The 17280-nt window shown below is 67.6% G+C and carries 15 protein-coding genes; 5 read left to right on the top strand and 10 right to left on the bottom strand.

Annotated features, from left to right (window positions below):
* Nucleotides 1-174: 174 nt before the first annotated feature.
* Together INR38_RS16410 and apaG are read right to left on the bottom strand one after the other, a co-directional pair.
* Nucleotides 175-2142, bottom strand: a complete 1968-nt coding sequence (locus INR38_RS16410) for a site-specific recombinase (RefSeq protein ID WP_012202652.1) — start codon at nucleotides 2140-2142, stop codon at nucleotides 175-177.
* A 52-nt stretch (nucleotides 2143-2194) separates the two neighbouring features.
* Entirely contained in the window at nucleotides 2195-2602 is a 408-nt protein-coding gene (apaG, locus tag INR38_RS16405) for a Co2+/Mg2+ efflux protein ApaG (protein WP_034367895.1), read from the bottom strand.
* A 116-nt stretch (nucleotides 2603-2718) separates the two neighbouring features.
* Between apaG and rpe the strand changes: the two genes are divergently transcribed.
* A complete protein-coding gene (gene rpe / locus INR38_RS16400) occupies nucleotides 2719-3402 on the top strand; it encodes a ribulose-phosphate 3-epimerase (protein WP_012202654.1) in 684 nt (227 codons plus the stop codon).
* A gap of 67 nt (nucleotides 3403-3469) precedes the next feature.
* On the opposite strand, the gene INR38_RS16395 is transcribed toward rpe, so the two are convergent.
* Both INR38_RS16395 and INR38_RS16390 read right to left on the bottom strand, forming a co-directional pair.
* A complete protein-coding gene (locus INR38_RS16395) occupies nucleotides 3470-3757 on the bottom strand; it encodes a CzcE family metal-binding protein (protein WP_224986389.1) in 288 nt (95 codons plus the stop codon).
* A 198-nt stretch (nucleotides 3758-3955) separates the two neighbouring features.
* Nucleotides 3956-5002: a porin gene (locus INR38_RS16390; RefSeq protein WP_013804713.1), complete on the bottom strand. Its 1047-nt coding sequence runs from the start codon at nucleotides 5000-5002 to the stop codon at nucleotides 3956-3958.
* Between the two features lie 482 nt (nucleotides 5003-5484).
* On the opposite strand from INR38_RS16390, the gene INR38_RS16385 reads away from it, so the two are divergent.
* Entirely contained in the window at nucleotides 5485-6903 is a 1419-nt protein-coding gene (locus INR38_RS16385; RefSeq protein ID WP_325100515.1) for a hypothetical protein, read from the top strand.
* A 33-nt stretch (nucleotides 6904-6936) separates the two neighbouring features.
* On the top strand, nucleotides 6937-7623 hold the full coding sequence (locus INR38_RS16380) for a winged helix-turn-helix domain-containing protein (RefSeq protein WP_180318378.1): 687 nt from the start codon (nucleotides 6937-6939) through the stop codon (nucleotides 7621-7623).
* 58 nt (nucleotides 7624-7681) lie between these two features.
* Here the strand turns inward: INR38_RS16380 and INR38_RS16375 are convergent, their stop codons facing one another.
* From INR38_RS16375 to INR38_RS16350, 6 genes are all read right to left on the bottom strand, one after another.
* Entirely contained in the window at nucleotides 7682-8689 is a 1008-nt protein-coding gene (locus INR38_RS16375; protein WP_207442991.1) for a transketolase C-terminal domain-containing protein, read from the bottom strand.
* Nucleotides 8686-9546 carry a transketolase gene (locus INR38_RS16370; RefSeq protein WP_096914581.1) on the bottom strand — a complete coding sequence of 287 codons (861 nt, stop codon included), beginning with the start codon at nucleotides 9544-9546 and terminating at the stop codon, nucleotides 8686-8688. The genes INR38_RS16375 and INR38_RS16370 overlap by 4 nt, the downstream gene beginning before the upstream one ends.
* A gap of 33 nt (nucleotides 9547-9579) precedes the next feature.
* Nucleotides 9580-10839, bottom strand: a complete 1260-nt coding sequence (locus tag INR38_RS16365; protein ID WP_207442992.1) for a TRAP transporter large permease subunit — start codon at nucleotides 10837-10839, stop codon at nucleotides 9580-9582.
* 13 nt (nucleotides 10840-10852) lie between these two features.
* Nucleotides 10853-11407 (bottom strand): TRAP transporter small permease, encoded by a 555-nt coding sequence (locus INR38_RS16360; RefSeq protein ID WP_043790797.1) that lies wholly within the window; start codon nucleotides 11405-11407, stop codon nucleotides 10853-10855.
* A 17-nt stretch (nucleotides 11408-11424) separates the two neighbouring features.
* Nucleotides 11425-12426 (bottom strand): TRAP transporter substrate-binding protein, encoded by a 1002-nt coding sequence (locus tag INR38_RS16355; RefSeq protein ID WP_207442993.1) that lies wholly within the window; start codon nucleotides 12424-12426, stop codon nucleotides 11425-11427.
* A 75-nt stretch (nucleotides 12427-12501) separates the two neighbouring features.
* On the bottom strand, nucleotides 12502-13251 hold the full coding sequence (locus INR38_RS16350) for an SDR family NAD(P)-dependent oxidoreductase (RefSeq protein ID WP_013804706.1): 750 nt from the start codon (nucleotides 13249-13251) through the stop codon (nucleotides 12502-12504).
* 162 nt (nucleotides 13252-13413) lie between these two features.
* Between INR38_RS16350 and INR38_RS16345 the strand changes: the two genes are divergently transcribed.
* Both INR38_RS16345 and INR38_RS16340 read left to right on the top strand, forming a co-directional pair.
* A complete protein-coding gene (locus INR38_RS16345) occupies nucleotides 13414-14328 on the top strand; it encodes a LysR substrate-binding domain-containing protein (protein WP_043820098.1) in 915 nt (304 codons plus the stop codon).
* 243 nt (nucleotides 14329-14571) lie between these two features.
* Nucleotides 14572-17256, top strand: a complete 2685-nt coding sequence (locus tag INR38_RS16340; protein WP_347566759.1) for an EAL domain-containing protein — start codon at nucleotides 14572-14574, stop codon at nucleotides 17254-17256.
* The last annotated feature ends 24 nt before the right edge of the window (nucleotides 17257-17280 follow it).

The raw sequence follows: 17280 nt of genomic DNA, 5'->3' as shown, positions 1-17280 counted from the left end.
GTGGCCCGCAAGCGAAGCTCCGCAGGGCCTTCCCTGCGGCGCGGGCAAGCCCGCGTCCCGTGCGCTTGGCACGGGGACACTTCGTTGGCGATCCACTGGCGTGACTGCCGGGCTGCAAGGCCGGGCGGGCACGCCAGCACGTGGGTTCCGCGTGGTTCCCGAGGTCCCGCAGGCTCAGGGGCGGAAGAAACTCAGCGGCGCTGTGCGCAGACGGCGGCGGATGGCCGAATAGATGCGCGAGCGGTCGACTCCGCTGACATTGTGTGCCCTCATCGCAACGCGGAATGCCAGATAAAAGCTGACAGTGACATTCAACGCGCCATTGACCGGCAGTAGGGCAACCGCCCACCAGAACATGTCGGAGTGCAGCACCTGCCAGCCCAGGGCCGCCATGGCGGCACCGATCTGGCCTGCCGACAGCGTGACGTGGCGCACCTCCAGCCCCAGGCCGAAGAAGGCAGCGAACGCGGGCACCAGGCCCAGCATCATGCCCAGCGAGACGTTGGCGGCAAAGCCCGAAATGTTCTTGCGCCAGAAATGCGCCCAGCGGTCGGCGCGCTTGGCGCCCAGCCAGCGCGTGATGCCGGGGTTGTAGCGGATCACCGAGTCCAGCCGGCGCAGCACGAACCAGTTCTCCGCCCAGCCCGCGATCAGGCTGCTGGCGAACAGCAGCACGCCCGTGAAGGCCGCGAACAGCGGCGACATGCCCAGCAGGCTCAACGAGTCGAGCACGGCAATCGCATGCGGCCCGTCGATGGGCGTGTGGCCGAACAGCTGGGCATAGCCCAGCGACAGCAGCAGCACCATGGGCAGCACCACCAGCACGTTGCCCAGCACGGCCGCCACCTGCGAGCGCACCAGGTGGGCGACCTCGTCCACGAACTCCTCGATGGCCTCGCTGGCGCGCAGGTCCTTGAGCTTGGCGGCCATGGCCGGTGCCGTCATGGCCGGCTGCTTGGTCGCCACCGTGAAGTGCAGCAGCTGGATCAGCACAAAGCTGATGGAGTAGTTGATGCCCGCCGCCAGCCCGCCCCAGAACGCCGACAGCCCCAGCGCGTAGAGCGCGAACTTCAGCAGCGTGGTGAAGGCCATCACGAAGCCGCCGCCGGCGGCCTTGGTTGCCATGGACAGGTATTCGCGGCCGGTGCGGGTGATGTAGTGCTCGCCCGTCTCGGCGCTGCGCTCGGCCACCTTGGCCGCCAGCAGCGAGGTGTTGGTGGACAGCAGCGCGCGCAGGCTGCGCCGCTCAATGCCCACGGACACCAGGTTGGCCAGCAGGTCGGCCGTCTCGGTGGCGCGGTTGTCGGCCACCAGGCAGTCCAGCAGCCGCCTGACGCGCAGGATGCGCGCGCGCAGCTGGCGCAGGCGGAACACCAGGCCCACCGAAATCCCTTCGGACTCGAAATGTGTGTAGACCGATGTCACGGCCGCGCGGCAGGCATCCAGGCGCTCGCGCAGCCGGGCCTCGGCCGCATCGCGCCGGTCATTGGTGCGCAGCGCGTGCATCACCTCCACGCGCAGGCTCTCGGCGTCGTGGATCAGGGCGTGGAAGGGCTGGTCGTCGCGCGCCTGCTCGTCCATGCGCAGGCGCAGTTCGGGCGAAAAGCCCGTGGACAGGATCTGCCCCGTGCAATAGGTGATGGAGCCCAGCAGGCTGTTCTGCCAGAAGCTGCTGCCCTGGCCCTCGCTGCCATCGGTCAGCAGCAGTGCGATGCGTTCGAGCAGCGGCGCCTCCAGCGCGTGCAGCCAGCGCGCGTCGAATTCGTCGGGCATGGCCAGCATGAACAGCTCGGAGGCATCCACCGTCTCGGGCGTGCTGGGCAGCAGCTTGTAGCGTGCGCGCTCGGACAGCTCGCTGAACATGTTGGTGCGCGGCGCAAAGCCGAAATCGGCCAGCAGCGCCGTGATGTCCACGGTGTCGATGAAGCGCAGCCACCAGGCATGCAGGCGCTGGCGCACGGCCGGGTCGGCCTCCACGGCCTCCACCAGCAACTGCACACGCTGCACGGCGCCGTCCACCGACGGCTTGGGCGCGCGCACCCACTCCAGCAGGTGGATCAGCCAGATATGGCGGTGCGCGAGGTCGGCCTCGGGGTCGAGTGCGGCCAGAAGGCCGGGCAGGTCTTGGGTGATTCGCTTCATGTAGGGGTCTTGCGGCAGGGCGGAAGACTAGCGCCTCCCCCGAGGAACGCGCTCAGTGCAGCACGCGGTTGTCAGGGTCCGGAAAGCTGTCGCCGCCAGCGCCCGACTGCAGATGAAAGCGCGGGATGGGGCACTCGAAGACTTCGCCCTCGTGGCTGATGCACAGATAGCTGCCCTGCATGCTGCCGTTGGGCGTGCGCAGCTGGCAGCCGCTGGTGTACTCGAAGGTCTCGCCGGGCTGCAGCAGCGGCTGGCGGCCGATCACCCCCAGGCCCTTGACCTCTTCGACATGGCCCAGTTCGTTGGTGATGATCCAGTGGCGCGCGATCAACTGGCCCGGCACCTGGCCGGTATTGGTCACGGTGATCGTGTAGGAGAAGGCGTATACGCCCGCCGCTGGAGCGGATTGCTCTGGCAAAAAGGCGGGGCGGACCTGGACCTGGAACTCGTTCATGGGCATGGCGGCAATGGTAACTGCCCGCAATGTACCGGCTTGCGAACGTCCCCACGCGCCGCCGCCCATGGCTTTGTGCCGTCGCTGGTGCCGGCATGGGCTAGCTGCGACAATCGCAGGCCATGAGCCCCACCTACCGCATCGCCCCCTCCATCCTGTCTGCCGACTTCGCCCGTCTGGGTGACGAGGTCAAGAATGTGATCGCCTCCGGCGCCGACTGGATCCACTTCGACGTGATGGACAACCACTACGTGCCCAACCTCACGTTCGGTCCCATGATCTGCGAGGCCCTGAAGCCCCATGCGAAGACGCCCGACGGCCAGCCCGTGCCCATCGACGTGCACCTGATGGTCTCGCCCGTGGACGAACTGGCCACGGCCTTCGCCAAGGCCGGCGCCGACTACATCAGCTTCCACCCCGATGCCACGGCCCACGTGCACCGCAGCATCCAGAACATCCGCGCCCAGGGCGCCAAGCCCGGCCTGGTGTTCAACCCCGCCGCTCCGCTGGACGTGCTGGACTGGGTCATCGACGACATCGACCTCATCTTGCTGATGAGCGTGAACCCCGGCTTCGGCGGCCAGAGCTTCATCGACAGCACGCTGCGCAAGATCGAGGCCGCGCGCAAGCGCATCGAGGCCAGCGGCCGCGACATCCGCCTGGAAGTGGACGGCGGCATCAAGGAAACCAACATCCGCCGCGTGGCCGATGCCGGTGCCGACACCTTCGTGGCGGGCAGCGCCATCTTCGGCAAGCCTGACTACAAGGCCGTGATCGACGCCATGCGCGGCGCCCTGGCCGCCTGAGCTTCGGCCTGCCTCCAGCAAAAAAGGGCCCGCGAATTGCGGGCCCTTTTCGTTGCCAACGGCGCTTTCAGCCGCCCAGCTCATGCTCTCCGGGCATGACGAAGATGCTCTTGCCCTGCGTGTCGAAACCGGGCGGCGCAAAGCGCGCCACCGGGACGTGGTTGTGCTGGATGGAGCTGACCTTCCACGCGAATGTGCGGCCCTGGCTGGTGAAGTTCACGGTTTCGCCGCAGGCGATATTGATGGGCGCTTTCTGCGATAGATCGACAGTACGGTAGACGCCCGCAGGCGCGGGCGATCCGTAATAGGATTTGCCGTTTGCAAAGCGTTCTGCATGGGCCGGCAATGCAGCCATGACGATTGCTGCGGTGCCCAATATGAATATGGATTTCATTGAATATGCCTCCGAAATAGGGCGGATACATGGGCGGATTCGTGAAATCCGCCATGAACTGTATTCAGTCCATGGCGGAGACTGTAGAGCCATTGGCTTCTATATATCCGGGCAGCCGGATGACATTTCAGCCATATTGCCGCAAATGCGTGGAAATCTTCAGAAACTGTGGCGCATGCCGAGTTCAGCGCCTGTGGAGCTGCCGCCCGCAGCCAATCCGGTGGTGCCGCCATTGAGGCTGAAATTGGCCCCGCCCTTGTTGGTCACGCGTGCAAGGGTTCCGTACAGCGCCGTGCGCCGCGACAGGTTGTGCACATAGCCGATCGCATACCTGTTGGCATCGCTGCCATTGAAGGCCACCGGGCCACGGCGCGAATCGGTGCGCACATAGGAGGCGCGGATGTAGTTCGCCCCCACGGGCACGGTAAGGCCGACCTGCCAGCGGTCCTCGGAGCCCGCGATGCGGGTTCCATAGGTGCCATAGGGCAGGTCCTCGCGCTGGAAATACCCCATCAGCTTGGCAAAGCCGAAATCGTAGGAGGCGCCTGCGCCGTATTGCTTGAGCTTGGTGCCCGCAGCGTTCACATCGGTCGAGCCATAGGTAAGCGCCAGGTTCAGAGGGCCGTTGTCGTAGGTCAGGCGGCTGCCGAAATGGCGGCCGGCGCTGCTCACGGGGTCTTCGTCCAGGGCATACATCACTTCTGCCTGGAAACCGCTCCATTTGGGAGTGAAGTACTGGATGGCGTTGTCGCTGCGGTAGTAGTTCGAGAAGGTGCCGGGCAGGCGGCTGATGATGTTGGAGTTTGCCAGGCCGATCACGTTGAACGGGTCGAACTTGGTGGGATTTTGCGCGGCCGGCGTGAAATCGCGGCCCAGGCGCAGCTCGCCGAAGCCGCCCGCCAAGCTCACCGTGGAGCGGCGCTGGAAGAACTTGCCATTGGCGTTTGTCGTGCCGGTGTCGGCATAGAGGTCTGACTCCAGCCAGAACTCGGCCCTCAATCCGCCGCCCAGATCCTCGGTGCCGCGAAAGCCAAACCGGCCCGATGACAGCCCGCTGTTGTTCATGGTCATGTTGCTGGGCAGATCGCTGTTCTTCACGTAGCGCCCATTGACGTCAACGATGCCGAACAGGGTGATGGATGACTGCGCGCTGGCCGCCAGCGAAATGACGGGCAGTGCGGCCGCCAATATACGATTGAATTTCATGCCTGGTCCTTGTATTGAATGTGGATTCCATGCGCATCCATTTAAAAACGGATGCTGTTGTAAATACTAGAATTCACAGGCCGGCACCAGGAGCCTTGAAAAGGAATCGACGGGGGGTGGCAAGCCAATCACAGGTTTTTTGGGCTCGACATGTTCCGTCCGGCCAACACCAATGGATTGCAATTCCATTAATGGCAGTTATCTTTCTTCAATATGTCTTGAATGTCACTTTTCTGTTGGGTAGATGGATTCTGGAGATTGATAGCATCCCGGGGGTTGAATCCGGTAAAGAAGAAAAAATCAATTCGTATCGGGTTGTTGATACGGCTGTGAGCGGGTATCGCAAGATAGGAGGGGACAGAAAAATGCGGCGCGAGGATGTCAAGCTGAGGATGCTGGCCAGGCGAGGGGACACGGGTGCCAGGCTTCAGCTCGGGGAGGCGTATCTGACCGGGGGCCCCGGCGTTTCCAGGAGCATCCCGGTGGGGTTGGAGTATCTGCAGGCCGCACTGCCGCAGGCCAGGCGCCAGGCCTCGGTCTGCATAGCCTTGCATCTGCCGCTCAGGGAGTTGCTGGAGCACGGGCTGCTGGAGACCCTGAGGATCGCGGCGGAGTACGAGGATGTCGGGCGCCAGAAGCTTGCCGCCTGGCATCTCATCCGGGGGGAGCTCGATCTGGCTCTGGAGTGCCTTGGCAAGTGCAGCGCCGCACTGCCAAGCCATCTGGCAAGCAGCGTGTCTGCGCACACATCCGGTGAGCTGCTGCAGGCGTTGCAGATCCTGCGCGCCATACAGCCGCTGGACATTGCCGAAGTCATGGCCTGCGAGGCCCGGCAGGCCATGGCCAAGGGCCAGTCGCACCGCGCCGTGCGGATGCTGGAGCTCCTGCGCGACCTGCCTCATGCCGCTCATGGCCCGGTCATGCAGCAGCTGATTGCCGACCTGGTCCACCAGGCGGAGGTGGCGGGCCATGACCTGGGACGGCTGACCGTGGGCTGTATCGAAGCCAGCCTGGACCGGTGCGCCGCCAATGGAGACGTGCGCGCCTGCCACGTGCTTGGACGGGCGCTTTCGGGGCTGCCCTGTGCACACCTGGCTCCCGAAAACCTCGTGAATGCGCAGAACCTGCGCAAGGCCGCAGCCCTGCTGCTGCGCGCTGCCGATGGCGGCATCGTCACCGCCTGGCTGCACCTGTTCCGCATCTGCTCCGACTACCGCAGCTCGGTGGCCAATCCCACCCTGGCACGCTTTTGCCTGGAGAAGGCGGCACGTCACGGGCTGCCCGAGGCCGAGCGCCGTCTGGGTGCACTGGTGCTGCGTGATGCCACGCACATCGAACCCATGGAACAGGGCGTGGCCCTGCTCCATGCTGCAGCGGCCAAGGGGGACGTGCTGGCCGGGCTGCTGCTGCGTTCCTTGCTGCTGCCCGTGGGCGGTGACAACGAGGAGGAGGCCCTCGCGGCCATCGAGGCCGTACAGCCAGATGCCCCGCTGCTGGCCATGCGCCTGCGCCTGGCGCGCGTGTTCGGGCTCACCAAGCTGGAGGCGCTGTCGGTCAATCCCTCGACCGCCATGCGTCCCTGGGGGCTGGTGGTGGGCCACAACCCCCTGGTGGCCAAGGCCCGGCTGTGCGAGCCCCGTGCCGTGCCCGCGACCACGCCCGATGCCCAGCGCTGCCTGGAGCAGGCCGCGTCCATGTTCTCGGCGCAGCACGGGGAATCCCTGGCGCCGGAAGGCTCGCTGAGGGCCCGATCCCTGCAGATGCGGCGGCTGTTTCACCGCCTGCAGATCAGTGAAACGGTCTTCTTCGCTTCTGCCTCCTCACAGCAGCGCGATGCCATTCGCATTGGCACGAAATGGGCCAGGCGGCAGCAGCAGATCCTCCGGCAGGTGCTGGCCTGAGCCTCGCCTGTGCCCGCGTGCGAAGGAAAAGACATGAAGATCCTGATCGTGGATGCCCACCCGCCGTCGGCGCAGTACCTGTGCCAGGGCCTGTGCCAGGACGGATTCAACGTCGATGTCGTGCATGACGGTCTGCAGGGCCGCAACCTGGCACTGAGCCGCGCCTACAGCCTGCTCGTGCTGGATCTGGAACTGCCTGGCCAGAGCGGGCGTGCGGTCCTGCAGACCCTGCTCCAGGCGGGCGACACGCCCACCATCGTGGTCACCGCAAACGACAGTCTGGAGGACCAGGTGTTCTGCCTGCAGAACGGCGCCGATGACTACCTGGTCAAACCCGTCAGGTTGCCGGTGTTCCTGGCCCGTGCACGGCTGCGGATGCGAGGCTCTGCCGGCCAGGAGGGCCTGCGCCTGACATTGGCGGATCTGGTGCTGGACCTGTCGAAAAAGCGGGCCGAGCGTGCCGGCCGGCGACTGGACCTGACTCGCCAGGAATTCGCCGTGCTGTGGCTGCTGCTGCAGCGCCAGGGCGATGTGGTCACGCGCGCCGAACTGGTGCAGCAGGTCTGGAGCCTGCCCGTCGATGCGCTGAACAACGTGGTGGATGTGGCGGTGTGCAGGCTGCGCAGCAAGCTCGATGATCCCTATGCGGTCAAGCTGCTGCACACGGTGCGCGGCATGGGCTACTTGCTGGCGTTGCGCGACGGGGATCCCGCCAAGTAGCCCTCATCTGCACTGCCCTGCTTTGCTCTGGAGCGCCCGCTGCCACAACGCCGGGCGTTCAGCCCAGCCACCGCCGGATGCGCCCCGCCAGCGCCTGGGCGCTGATGCCGTAGCGCTCATGCAGCGTGGGCAGGGCGCCCGCATCGAGGAAGGCGTCCGGCAGGCCCGCCAGCCGAAAGCGCGCGGGCCGCACATCGCGCTCCAGCAGGGCGCCGGCCACGGCCTCGCCCAGGCCGCCCACCACCGAATGGTTCTCCGCCACCACCACCAGCCGCGGCCCGCTGGCCACGGCCTGCACGATGGCCTGCACATCCAGCGGCTTGATGGTGGCGCAATGCAGCACGGCGGTGCCCACGTTGTCGGCGGCCAGCAGCTGGGCGGCCTCCAGCGCGCGCATGGTCATGAAGCCGCTGGAGATGATGAGCACCTCGCGGCCCTCGCGCAGCATCTTCGCCTTGCCCAGCTCGAAACGGTAGTCGTACTCGTCCAGCACCAGCGGCACGTTGCCGCGCAGCAGCCGCATGTAGACGGGGCCGCGGTGCGCCGCGATCTGGGGCACGGCCTGGGTGATGTCCAGCGCATCGCAGGGATCGACGATGGTCAGCCCCGGCACGGCCCGCATCATGGCCAGATCGTCCGTGGCCTGGTGGCTGGGGCCGTAGCCCGTGGTCAGGCCGGGCAGGGCGCAGCAGATCTTGACGTCCAGGTTGTCCTCGGCAATCACCTGATGGATGAAGTCATAGGCCCGGCGCGTGCCGAACACCGCATAGGTGGTGGCAAAGGGCGTCAGCCCCTCCTTGGCCATGCCGCCGGCGGCGGCCATGAGCAACTGCTCGGCCATGCCCATCTGGAAGAAGCGCTCGGGGTGGGCCTGGGCGAACAGGTGCAGGTCGGTGTACTTGGCCAGGTCGGCTGTCATGCCCACCACATCGGGCCGGCTGGCGGCCAGCTCCACCAGGGCCTTGCCGAAGGGCGCGGCCTGCACGCGCTGGCCCTCGGCGGCGATGGAGGCGATCATGGCCGAGGTGGTCGGCCGGGGCTTGGGGGTGGCAAGAGGCATGTTCATGGCAGGGCGGGCTCCAGGGGTTGCGATGCGTCCAGGATGGCGATGGCCTGCTGCCACTCGGGCGGATCGACGCGGATGAAATGGTTCTTCTCGCGCTGCTCCAGGAAGGGCACGCCCTTGCCCATCAGCGTGTCGAACAGGATGACGCGGGGCCGCTCTGCGGCCAGCGTGCGCGCCGCGTCGAAGGCCTGGACGACCTGGGCCAGGTCGTTGCCGTCCACGCGCTGCACATGCCAGCCGAAGGCGGCCCATTTGTCGGCCAGCGGCTCGAAGCCCAGCATGCGCGTGGACGGGCCGTCGGCCTGCTGGTTGTTCACGTCCACCAGGCAGATCAGCCGGCCCAGGCCGTGGTGGGCGGCGGACAGCGCGGCCTCCCAGGTCGAGCCCTCGTCCAGCTCGCCGTCGGACATGGAGTTGTAGACAAAGGCATCGCTGCCCTTGTGGCGCAGCGCCAGCGCCATGCCCACGGCGATCGGCAGGCCCTGGCCCAGCGAGCCGCCCGAAATCTCCATGCCCGGCGTATAGCTGGCCATGCCCGACATGGGCAGGCGGCTGTCATCGCTGCCATAGGTCTGGAGCTCCTCGTCGGACAGGATGCCCGCCTCGGCCAGGGCCGCGTAGAAGGCGATGGCGTAGTGGCCGTGCGAGAGCAGGAAGCGGTCGCGGCCCTCCCACCCGGGCTCATCGGGCCGCAGCCGCAGCGCGTCGCCATAGGCCACGGCCAGCACATCGGCCCAGCCCAGGGCCTGGCCTATGTAGCCCTGGCCCTGCACCTCGCCCATTTGCAGGGCGCGGCGGCGTATGCGCCAGGCACAGGCTGCGAGCCGGTCCAGGCGCTGTTGCAGTTCTTGGTTCATGCATCGTCTCCTCGGGATGGAAGGGCGCGCGGCTCAGCGCAGGATGCTGGCCGGCACATAGGACACCAGCGCCAGCACCGCCAGCGCCACCAGGTAGAAGGGAATCAGCTCGCGCACGGTCTGGCCCACCTTGACCCGGGCCAGCGAGCTCGTGATGAACAGCGTCGTGCCCACGGGCGGCGTGTACAGCCCCAGGGCCAGGTTCACGACCATCATGATTCCCAGCTGGGTCATGTCCATGCCGATGCTCTGGGCCAGCGGCACGAACACCGGCGTGAGCAGCAGCACGGCGGCCGGCAGGTCGATGAACATGCCGATGAAGAGCATCAGCAGGTTCATCAGCACGATCACCAGCCAGGCCGAATGCACATGTGACTGCACCCAGTGCACGATGCCATCGGGCATGCGGTCGAAGGTCAGCAGCCAGCCGATGGCCGACGAGGCCATGATCACCAGCAGCACCACGCCCGTGGCCAGGCCCGCATGCACCACCGCATCGTTGAGCCGGCGCCAGCCCAGGTCGCGGTAGATGGCGGCCGACACCAGGCCCGCATACAGCGTGGACAGCACGGCCACCTCGGTGGGCGTGGCGATGCCGAAGCGCAGGAACACGATGATCAGCACCGGCAGCAGCAGGGCCGGGCTGGCGTACAGCAGGTGGCGCCGGAAGGCGGGCCAGGCAAAGGGCGTGGTGTCACGCGGAAAGCCGCGCCTGCGGCCCACCCACCAGCACACGCCCATGAAGCCCGCGCACATCAGCAGCCCCGGCACGATGCCCGCCACGAACAGCGCCGCAATCGATGCATTGGCGCTGAGCGCGAACAGGATCATGGGGATCGACGGCGGGATCAGGATGTCGATGGTGGCCGCCGCCGCCAGCGTGGCCGCCGAGAACGCGGGCGGATAGCCCAGCCGCCTGTGCCACGGGATCATCAGCGAGCCGATGGCCGAGGCATCGGCCACGGCCGAGCCCGACACCCCGCCGAACAGCGTGGACGACATCACCCCCACCTGGGCCGGCCCGCCGTGAAAGCGCCCTATCAGCGCCGACAGCACGCCCACCAGGGCCTCGCCCAGGCGCCCGCCCATCATCAGCGAGCCGGTGAGCATGAAGAACGGGATGGCGATCAGCGGAAAGCTCTGCACCTGGGCCACCATCTGCTGCACCAGCAGGTCCAGCGGCACGCGGTCCGAGGTGGCCGCCGCCGCCATGGCGCCCATGAGCAGCGCGTGGGCAATGGGCATGGCGATCACGGCGCCCGCCATGAAGACGAAAAGCATGATGAGGGACATGGACCGGCCCCCTTCACCAGTGCGCGGCGGCCACGGGCCGCGCGGGTTCGGCATCGGCACTTGCGGCATCGGCCGCATCTGCAGCCCCTGCGGATGCCCGGCCCCCGCCCGCCACGCAGGCGCGCCAGGCCGACTGCAGGGCCAGCAAGGCCAGCAGCGCCATGCCCACCATCACGCAGCCATAGGTCAGCGAGCCGGGAATGCCCAGGATCTGGCTGCGCTCGTCATGCACGATCTCCAGCATGTTCAGCGTGGACCAGGCCAGCGTGGCGTACAGGGCGGCCACGGCCAGCCAGCCCAGCACGGCCGTGGCGCGCTGCACGCGGGCCGGCAGCGCCTCGACCAGAAAGCTGGTGGTGATGTGGGCACCATGGGCGGCGGCCAGCACCACGCCCGACATCACCAGCCAGGGAAACAGCAGCTCGGGCACCTCGTTGGCCCATTGCAGGCTGGCGCCGCTGGCATAGCGCAGGGCGGTGTTGCACACCAGGATCACGAAGATCACCAGGGTGCTGGTCCACAGCACGGCGCGGCACAGGCCCGTGACCAGGCGTTCGATGAGGTTCATGGATGGCTCCCTGCACTTCACTGCGCGCCTGCGGCCTTGACGACCTTGGCGATGTAGGGGCCCGCAGGGCTGGCCAGCCACTTGTCCTGCACCTTGGCCGTGGCCTGGGCGAAGGCCCGCGCGTCGATGGTGCTGACCTCCACGCCCTTGGCGCGGATGTCGTCCAGCAGCTTGTCGTCGGCCTCGCGCGCCAGCTGGCGCTGGTAGGCCGTGGCCTCCTGCGCGGCCTCGGCCAGCAGCGTGCGGTCGGCGGCCGGCAGCCGGTCCCAGCTGCGCTTGCCCATGATCAGCGGCGTCATCTGGAACATGTGGCCCGTCAGCGTCAGGTGCTTTTGCACCTCGTACAGCTTGCTGGCGTGGAAGTTGGCCAGCGGGTTCTCCTGCCCGTCGACCACGCCCTGCTGAAGGGCCACGTACAGCTCGGCGAACTTGATCTGCTGGGCCTCGGCGCCCAGGGCCTGGATGATGTCCACCAGCACCGCGTCGGGCGGCGTGCGCATCTTCAGGCCCTTGAGATCGTCCACGCTGCGCAGGGGCCGCTTGCTGTTGGTCATGTGGCGTATGCCGTTGTCCCAGTAGCCCAGCACCACCATGCCCTTGGCGGCCGATTTGTCGGCCAGCTCCCGGCCCAGCGGCCCGTCCAGCACCTGGAAGGCACGGGCCGGCGTGGCGAAGAGAAAAGGCATGCCATAGGCCGCGTACTCGGGCACGGCCGCTGCCACCGCGCCCTGGGAATTGGCCGACAGGTCCAGCGCGCCCGTGCGCAGGGCCGTGACCATGGCCGCGTCGTCGCCCAGCTGGGCCGAGGGCGCGACCTGCACCTCGATGCGGCCCGCGCTGCGCACCTTCACGAGTTCGGCGAACTTCAGCGAGGCCAGGTGGCGCGGATTGTCGGGCGCCGCGCCGTGGCCCAGCGTGAGCTTCACGGCCTGGGCGCCGGCCAGGGCCGGCAGCAGCAGGGCGCAGGCTGCCAAGGCCCTTGCGGCCAGGGCGACGCGTTGGAAATGCTTGTTCTGCATGGTCTTGTCTCCTTTGCTTTTTGGGGGGGCCATGCGCGCCATGGCCAGGCCGGTGGGGTGCGGGTGAGGATGCAGTCAGTGGATGAGCATCCCGCCGTTCACATCGAGCGTGATGCCCGTGCAATAGCCGGCCAGGTCGCTGGCCAGGAACACGCAGGCGCCGGCCACATCGTCGGCGCGGCCCAGGCGTGCCAGCGGAATCGTGGCGGAGATCTCGCGCTTGCGTTCGGGGCCGAGCTTGCCCTGGGTGATATCGGTCTCGATCAGGCCCGGCGTGACGCAGTTGATGCGTATGCCATCGCCGCCGAACTCGCGCGCCATGGCGCGTGCCAGGCCCAGCACGCCGGCCTTGGCGGCCGAATAGTGCGGCCCGCCGAAGATGCCGCCGCCGCGCTGGGCCGAGACGGAGGAGATGCAGACGATGGCGCCCGCTTGCTGCCTGCGCATGGCCGGCAGCACGGCCTGGGACATGTACAGCGTGCCGCGCAGGCTCACGTCGAGCACGCGGTCGTAGTCGGCCCCGCCGATCTCCAGCGTGCCCACGGCCTGCGTGATGCCCGCGTTGTTGACCAGCGCGTCGATGCGGCCAAAGGCGCGCAGCACGGCGGCGGCCGCCGCCTCGCACGAGGGCTTGTCCGTCACGTCGGCCACCAGCCCCAGGTGCCCGTCGCCCAGCCGCGCGGCCGCGCCGGCCGGATCGGCCCGCTCCAGGTCGAGGATGGCCACGCGGGCCCCCTGGGCGGCCATCTGGCGCGCCGTGGCAAAACCGAGTCCGTTGATCCCTGCGCCGCCGGTGATGATGGCGACCCTGTCCTTGAGCAGCATGTGCCTGTCTCCGCTGTAGTGGTGGTGGATGCAGCCATCTTGGGCTGTCGCGAGCATGAAGACAAACGATGTTTCATCAGCCTAAGATGACGGTTCTTCAGCTCACGTACGGGGTCTCCCGGGGTCTGCCCGTGAGCTGCCCGCGTCTTCGAGGAACTTGCCATGGCATCCATTCCCAGCAGTGCCCACCTGCAGGCCTTCGAGGCCGTGGCGCGCCGGCGCAGCTTCGCGCTGGCCGCCTCCGAGCTGCACCTGACGGCCTCGGCCGTCAGCCACCAGGTGGCCAAGCTGGAGGCGCAGCTGGGCGTGCGCCTGTTCGAGCGCAGCGCGCATGGCGTGCGCCTGAGCCGCCCGGGGCAGGCCTACCTGGAACGCGTGGGCGGCGCGCTGGCGGCCATCGTCTCGGCCACCGAGGACCTGCGCCACAGCATGAGCAACAGCCTCTACGTGCACTGCGCGCCCAGCATCGCCAGCCTCTGGCTCATGCCCCGGCTGCGGGACTTTGCGCGGGCCTGCCCGCACATTGCGCTGAACCTGTCGGCTGCGCATTCGCACAGCGACTTCGCGCTGGGCCAGGCCGATATCGACATCCGCTACGGCATTGCGCAGTGGCCGGAGCTGGAGGTGGAGCCCCTGTTCGAGGAGCACATCCTGCCGCTGGCCAGCCCCGCCTTCGTGGCCGAGCATGGGCTGCAGCGCGTGCAGCAGTTGCTGCATGTGCCGCTGATCCAGAGCAACGTCAGCATCGTCCAGTGGTCGGACTGGTTCCAATCGTTCTCGCAGCTGCGCGCGCCAGAGCGCTTTGCCGTGCGTTTCGACCGCGCCCAGATGTCGCTGGACGCGGCCACGCAGGGCCTGGGTGTGGCGCTGGAAAGCGCCATGAATGCGGGCGGCCACATTGCCGACGGCCGGCTGGTGGCCCCCTTCGGCGTGGACCGGGCCCTGCGCGTCAAGGCCCACTTTGCCGTCTACCCCGCGCGCAACGCCCGGCGGCCCGCCGTGGCGGCCTTCCTGGCCTGGCTGCATGCCGAGGCTGCCCGCACCGAGCAGCAGCCCTGCCGCCAGAGCCCGGAATGAGTTGGCCGCCAGCCCCGAAAAAGGGCAGAACGGATATTCCTGCATCCATTGCGAAAAACCTGCGATGCAATTTCTCTATGAATGAGCCAGTGTGCGGCAAATGGTTTTATTGCCCCTGTTTTCGGTGAATGACGACGTGATTGCCAGCAGGGATTGGCAATAATTCGGGACAGCCATACACACAGGGAGTGCCACGCTGAAATGGCCAAATCAGCAAGACGCCGATTTATCGGACTGATCACGGTGAGCTACGGATTGTTCGCATTCGGCTGGATCCTTCTGTCCGACAAGCTGTTGTTCGCATTGGCAGGGAGTGCGGATATCGGCTGGCTTTCCGTCGTCAAAGGGCTGTTCTTTGTGCTGGCCACGGACTTCCTGCTGTTCTTCGCGCTGTGCTCGGTGCCGGCCGCGCACAGCGGCGGCGCCTCCGCCATCACCCAGGAAATGGGGCCGCGCCGTTTTCCGGTCTGGGCCTCCTATCTGTTTGCCCTGGCCATGAGCTTGGCCGTGCTGGCCGCCAGCAGCACGCTGGCCAGCCATTTCGGTGAACGCTCGCTGCTGCTGCTGTTCATGCTGCCCGTGCTGGTCAGTGCGCTGATCGGCGGCCTGGGGCCGGGCCTGCTGGCCACGGCCTTTGCCGCCTACAGTCTGGACCAGACCGACGGCGTCGCCGTGCGCGACTGGGCGCAGTGGGGCGTGGTGGCCGTCAACGGCCTGGCCGTGAGCGTGCTGGCCGAGACGCTGCAGCGCTCGCTGCGCAAGGCCAACATGCAGCGGCAACTGCTCGATTCGGTGATCTCGGGCACCTCGGACGCGGTGTTCGTGAAGGACCTGCGCGGGCGCTACCTGCTGGTCAACCGGGCCGCCGCCAGCCTGGTGGGCCGCCAGGCCGAGGACATCGTGGGCAAGGATGACTTCGCGCTCTTTCCCTTCGGCATCGCCAGCGCCATCCGCAGGAAGGACCAGGCTGTGCTGCGCCAGGAGGTGGCCACGCATGAGGAGCAGCTGACGGTGGAGCCGGGCAGGACGCTGGACCTCCTGGTCACCAAGGGCCCCGTGCGCAATACCGCAGGCCACATCGCGGGCCTGTTCGGCATCTCCCGGGACATTACCGAGCGCAAGCGCTTCGAGCGCGAACTGGCCCAGGCCGCCGTGGTGTTCGACAGCAGCCACCAGGGCATCATGGTGGTCGATCCGGGGCGGCGCATCACGCGCGTCAACCCGGCCTTCACCCGCATCACCGGCTATGCGCCCGAGGACGTGATCGGCAAGACGCCGCGCGTGCTGTCCTCGGGCCTGCACGGCCCGGAGTTCTACCGGCAGATCTGGGCCTGCATCGAGCGCGACGGCTTCTGGCACGGCGAGATCTGGAACCGCCGCAAGACGGGCGAGATCTTCGCCGAGATGCTGTCCATCTCCGCCGCGCAGGGCGCCGGTGGCGAGATCGAGCACTACATCGGCGTCTTCACCGACATCAGCCACATCAAGGCCCACGAGGCCGAGCTCGAGCGCGTCACCCACTACGACCTGCTCACCGGCCTGCCCAACCGCCGCCTGCTGATCGACCGGCTCAACCAGGCCATGCTGCGCACGGCGCGCGAGGGTCGCTCCCTGGCCGTGTGCTTCCTGGACCTGGACGGCTTCAAGGAAATCAACGACCTGCACGGCGCGGCCGCAGGCGATGCGCTGCTGGTGGGCGTGGCCGCCCACCTCAAGAGCGTGCTGCGCTCCGAGGACACGCTGGCCCGGCTCGGCGGCGACGAGTTCGTGCTGCTGCTGTCGCACATCGGCTCGGCCGAGCACTGCTCCACCATCCTCGACCGGGTGCTGGAGGCGGCCAGCCGTCCCGTGCCCGTGCAGGACCGGGTGCTGTCCGTGACCGCCAGCGTGGGTGTCAGCCTCTACCCCGACGACCAGGCCGACCCCGACCTGCTGCTGCGCCATGCCGACCAGGCCATGTGCGTGGCCAAGCAGGCCGGGCGCAACCGCTACCAGCTGTTCGATCCGGAAAACGACCGCAAGGCCCATGCGCGCCGCCTGCAGCTGGGCTGGCTGCGCCAGGCGCTGGAGAAGGGTGAATTCCTGCTGCACTACCAGCCCAAGGTGGAGCTGGGCGGCGGCAAGCTGGTGGGTGCCGAGGCCCTGCTGCGCTGGCACGACCCGCGCCAGGGCCTGCGCGCGCCGGGCGAGTTCCTGCCCTTCATCGCGGGCAGCGACCTGGAGCGGCCGCTGGGCGACTGGGTCATCGGCGAGGCCGTGGCCCAGGCGGCGCGCTGGTTCGGCCAGGGCCTGGACCTGTGCGTGAGCATCAACGTCAGCGCCAACCAACTGCTGGACGGCGGCTTCCACGCCAAGATGGCCCAGGTGCTGGCCCGCCACCCGGACCTGCCGCCGCACCTGATCGAGCTGGAAATCCTGGAAAGCGCCGCCATTGCCGACATGGAGCAGGCCATCCAGGTGATGGGCCAGTGCCGGCAGCTGGGCATACGCTTTGCGCTGGACGACTTCGGCACCGGCTATTCCTCGCTCACCTACCTGCGCAAGCTGCCCGTGCAGTCGCTCAAGATCGACCAGAGCTTTGTGCGCGACATGCTGGCCGACCCGGACGACCTGGGCATCGTCGAAGGTGTCATCCAGCTGGCCAGCACCTTCCAGCTCGAATCGGTGGCCGAAGGCGTGGAAACGCCCAAGCATGCGCGCCGCCTGCGCGACATGGGCTGCCACGTGGCCCAGGGCTACGGCATCGCCCGGCCCATGCCCGCCGACCAGCTGCCCGCCTGGGCCGCGCGCTGGCAGGCCGGGGAAAACTGGCTGGCGCATGGAACACACGGCACGCACGGCGCTCAGGGCGCTCAGGGCGCTCAGGGCGCTCAGGGCGCTCAGGGCGTTCAGGGCACGCACGATCACCCGCTGCAGTCCGGGACCTGAGTTCCGCAAGACTCCGCTGCCACC

The organism is Delftia sp. SD018 (assembly GCF_017355445.1).
In the GTDB taxonomy this organism is placed as follows: domain Bacteria; phylum Pseudomonadota; class Gammaproteobacteria; order Burkholderiales; family Burkholderiaceae_C; genus Comamonas; species Comamonas acidovorans.
Note: the sequence above shows the minus strand (reverse complement) of the source record. Positions and strands in the feature narration are given on the sequence as shown.

Coding starts and splice junctions, on each gene's coding strand:
- INR38_RS16410 (WP_012202652.1), bottom strand. CDS start 2,142: ATGAAGCGAATCACCCAAGACCTGCCCGGCCTTCTGGCCGCACTCGAC.
- apaG (WP_034367895.1), bottom strand. CDS start 2,602: ATGCCCATGAACGAGTTCCAGGTCCAGGTCCGCCCCGCCTTTTTGCCA.
- rpe (WP_012202654.1), top strand. CDS start 2,719: ATGAGCCCCACCTACCGCATCGCCCCCTCCATCCTGTCTGCCGACTTC.
- INR38_RS16395 (WP_224986389.1), bottom strand. CDS start 3,757: ATGGCTGCATTGCCGGCCCATGCAGAACGCTTTGCAAACGGCAAATCC.
- INR38_RS16390 (WP_013804713.1), bottom strand. CDS start 5,002: ATGAAATTCAATCGTATATTGGCGGCCGCACTGCCCGTCATTTCGCTG.
- INR38_RS16380 (WP_180318378.1), top strand. CDS start 6,937: ATGAAGATCCTGATCGTGGATGCCCACCCGCCGTCGGCGCAGTACCTG.
- INR38_RS16375 (WP_207442991.1), bottom strand. CDS start 8,689: ATGAACATGCCTCTTGCCACCCCCAAGCCCCGGCCGACCACCTCGGCC.
- INR38_RS16370 (WP_096914581.1), bottom strand. CDS start 9,546: ATGAACCAAGAACTGCAACAGCGCCTGGACCGGCTCGCAGCCTGTGCC.
- INR38_RS16365 (WP_207442992.1), bottom strand. CDS start 10,839: ATGTCCCTCATCATGCTTTTCGTCTTCATGGCGGGCGCCGTGATCGCC.
- INR38_RS16360 (WP_043790797.1), bottom strand. CDS start 11,407: ATGAACCTCATCGAACGCCTGGTCACGGGCCTGTGCCGCGCCGTGCTG.
- INR38_RS16355 (WP_207442993.1), bottom strand. CDS start 12,426: ATGCAGAACAAGCATTTCCAACGCGTCGCCCTGGCCGCAAGGGCCTTG.
- INR38_RS16350 (WP_013804706.1), bottom strand. CDS start 13,251: ATGCTGCTCAAGGACAGGGTCGCCATCATCACCGGCGGCGCAGGGATC.
- INR38_RS16345 (WP_043820098.1), top strand. CDS start 13,414: ATGGCATCCATTCCCAGCAGTGCCCACCTGCAGGCCTTCGAGGCCGTG.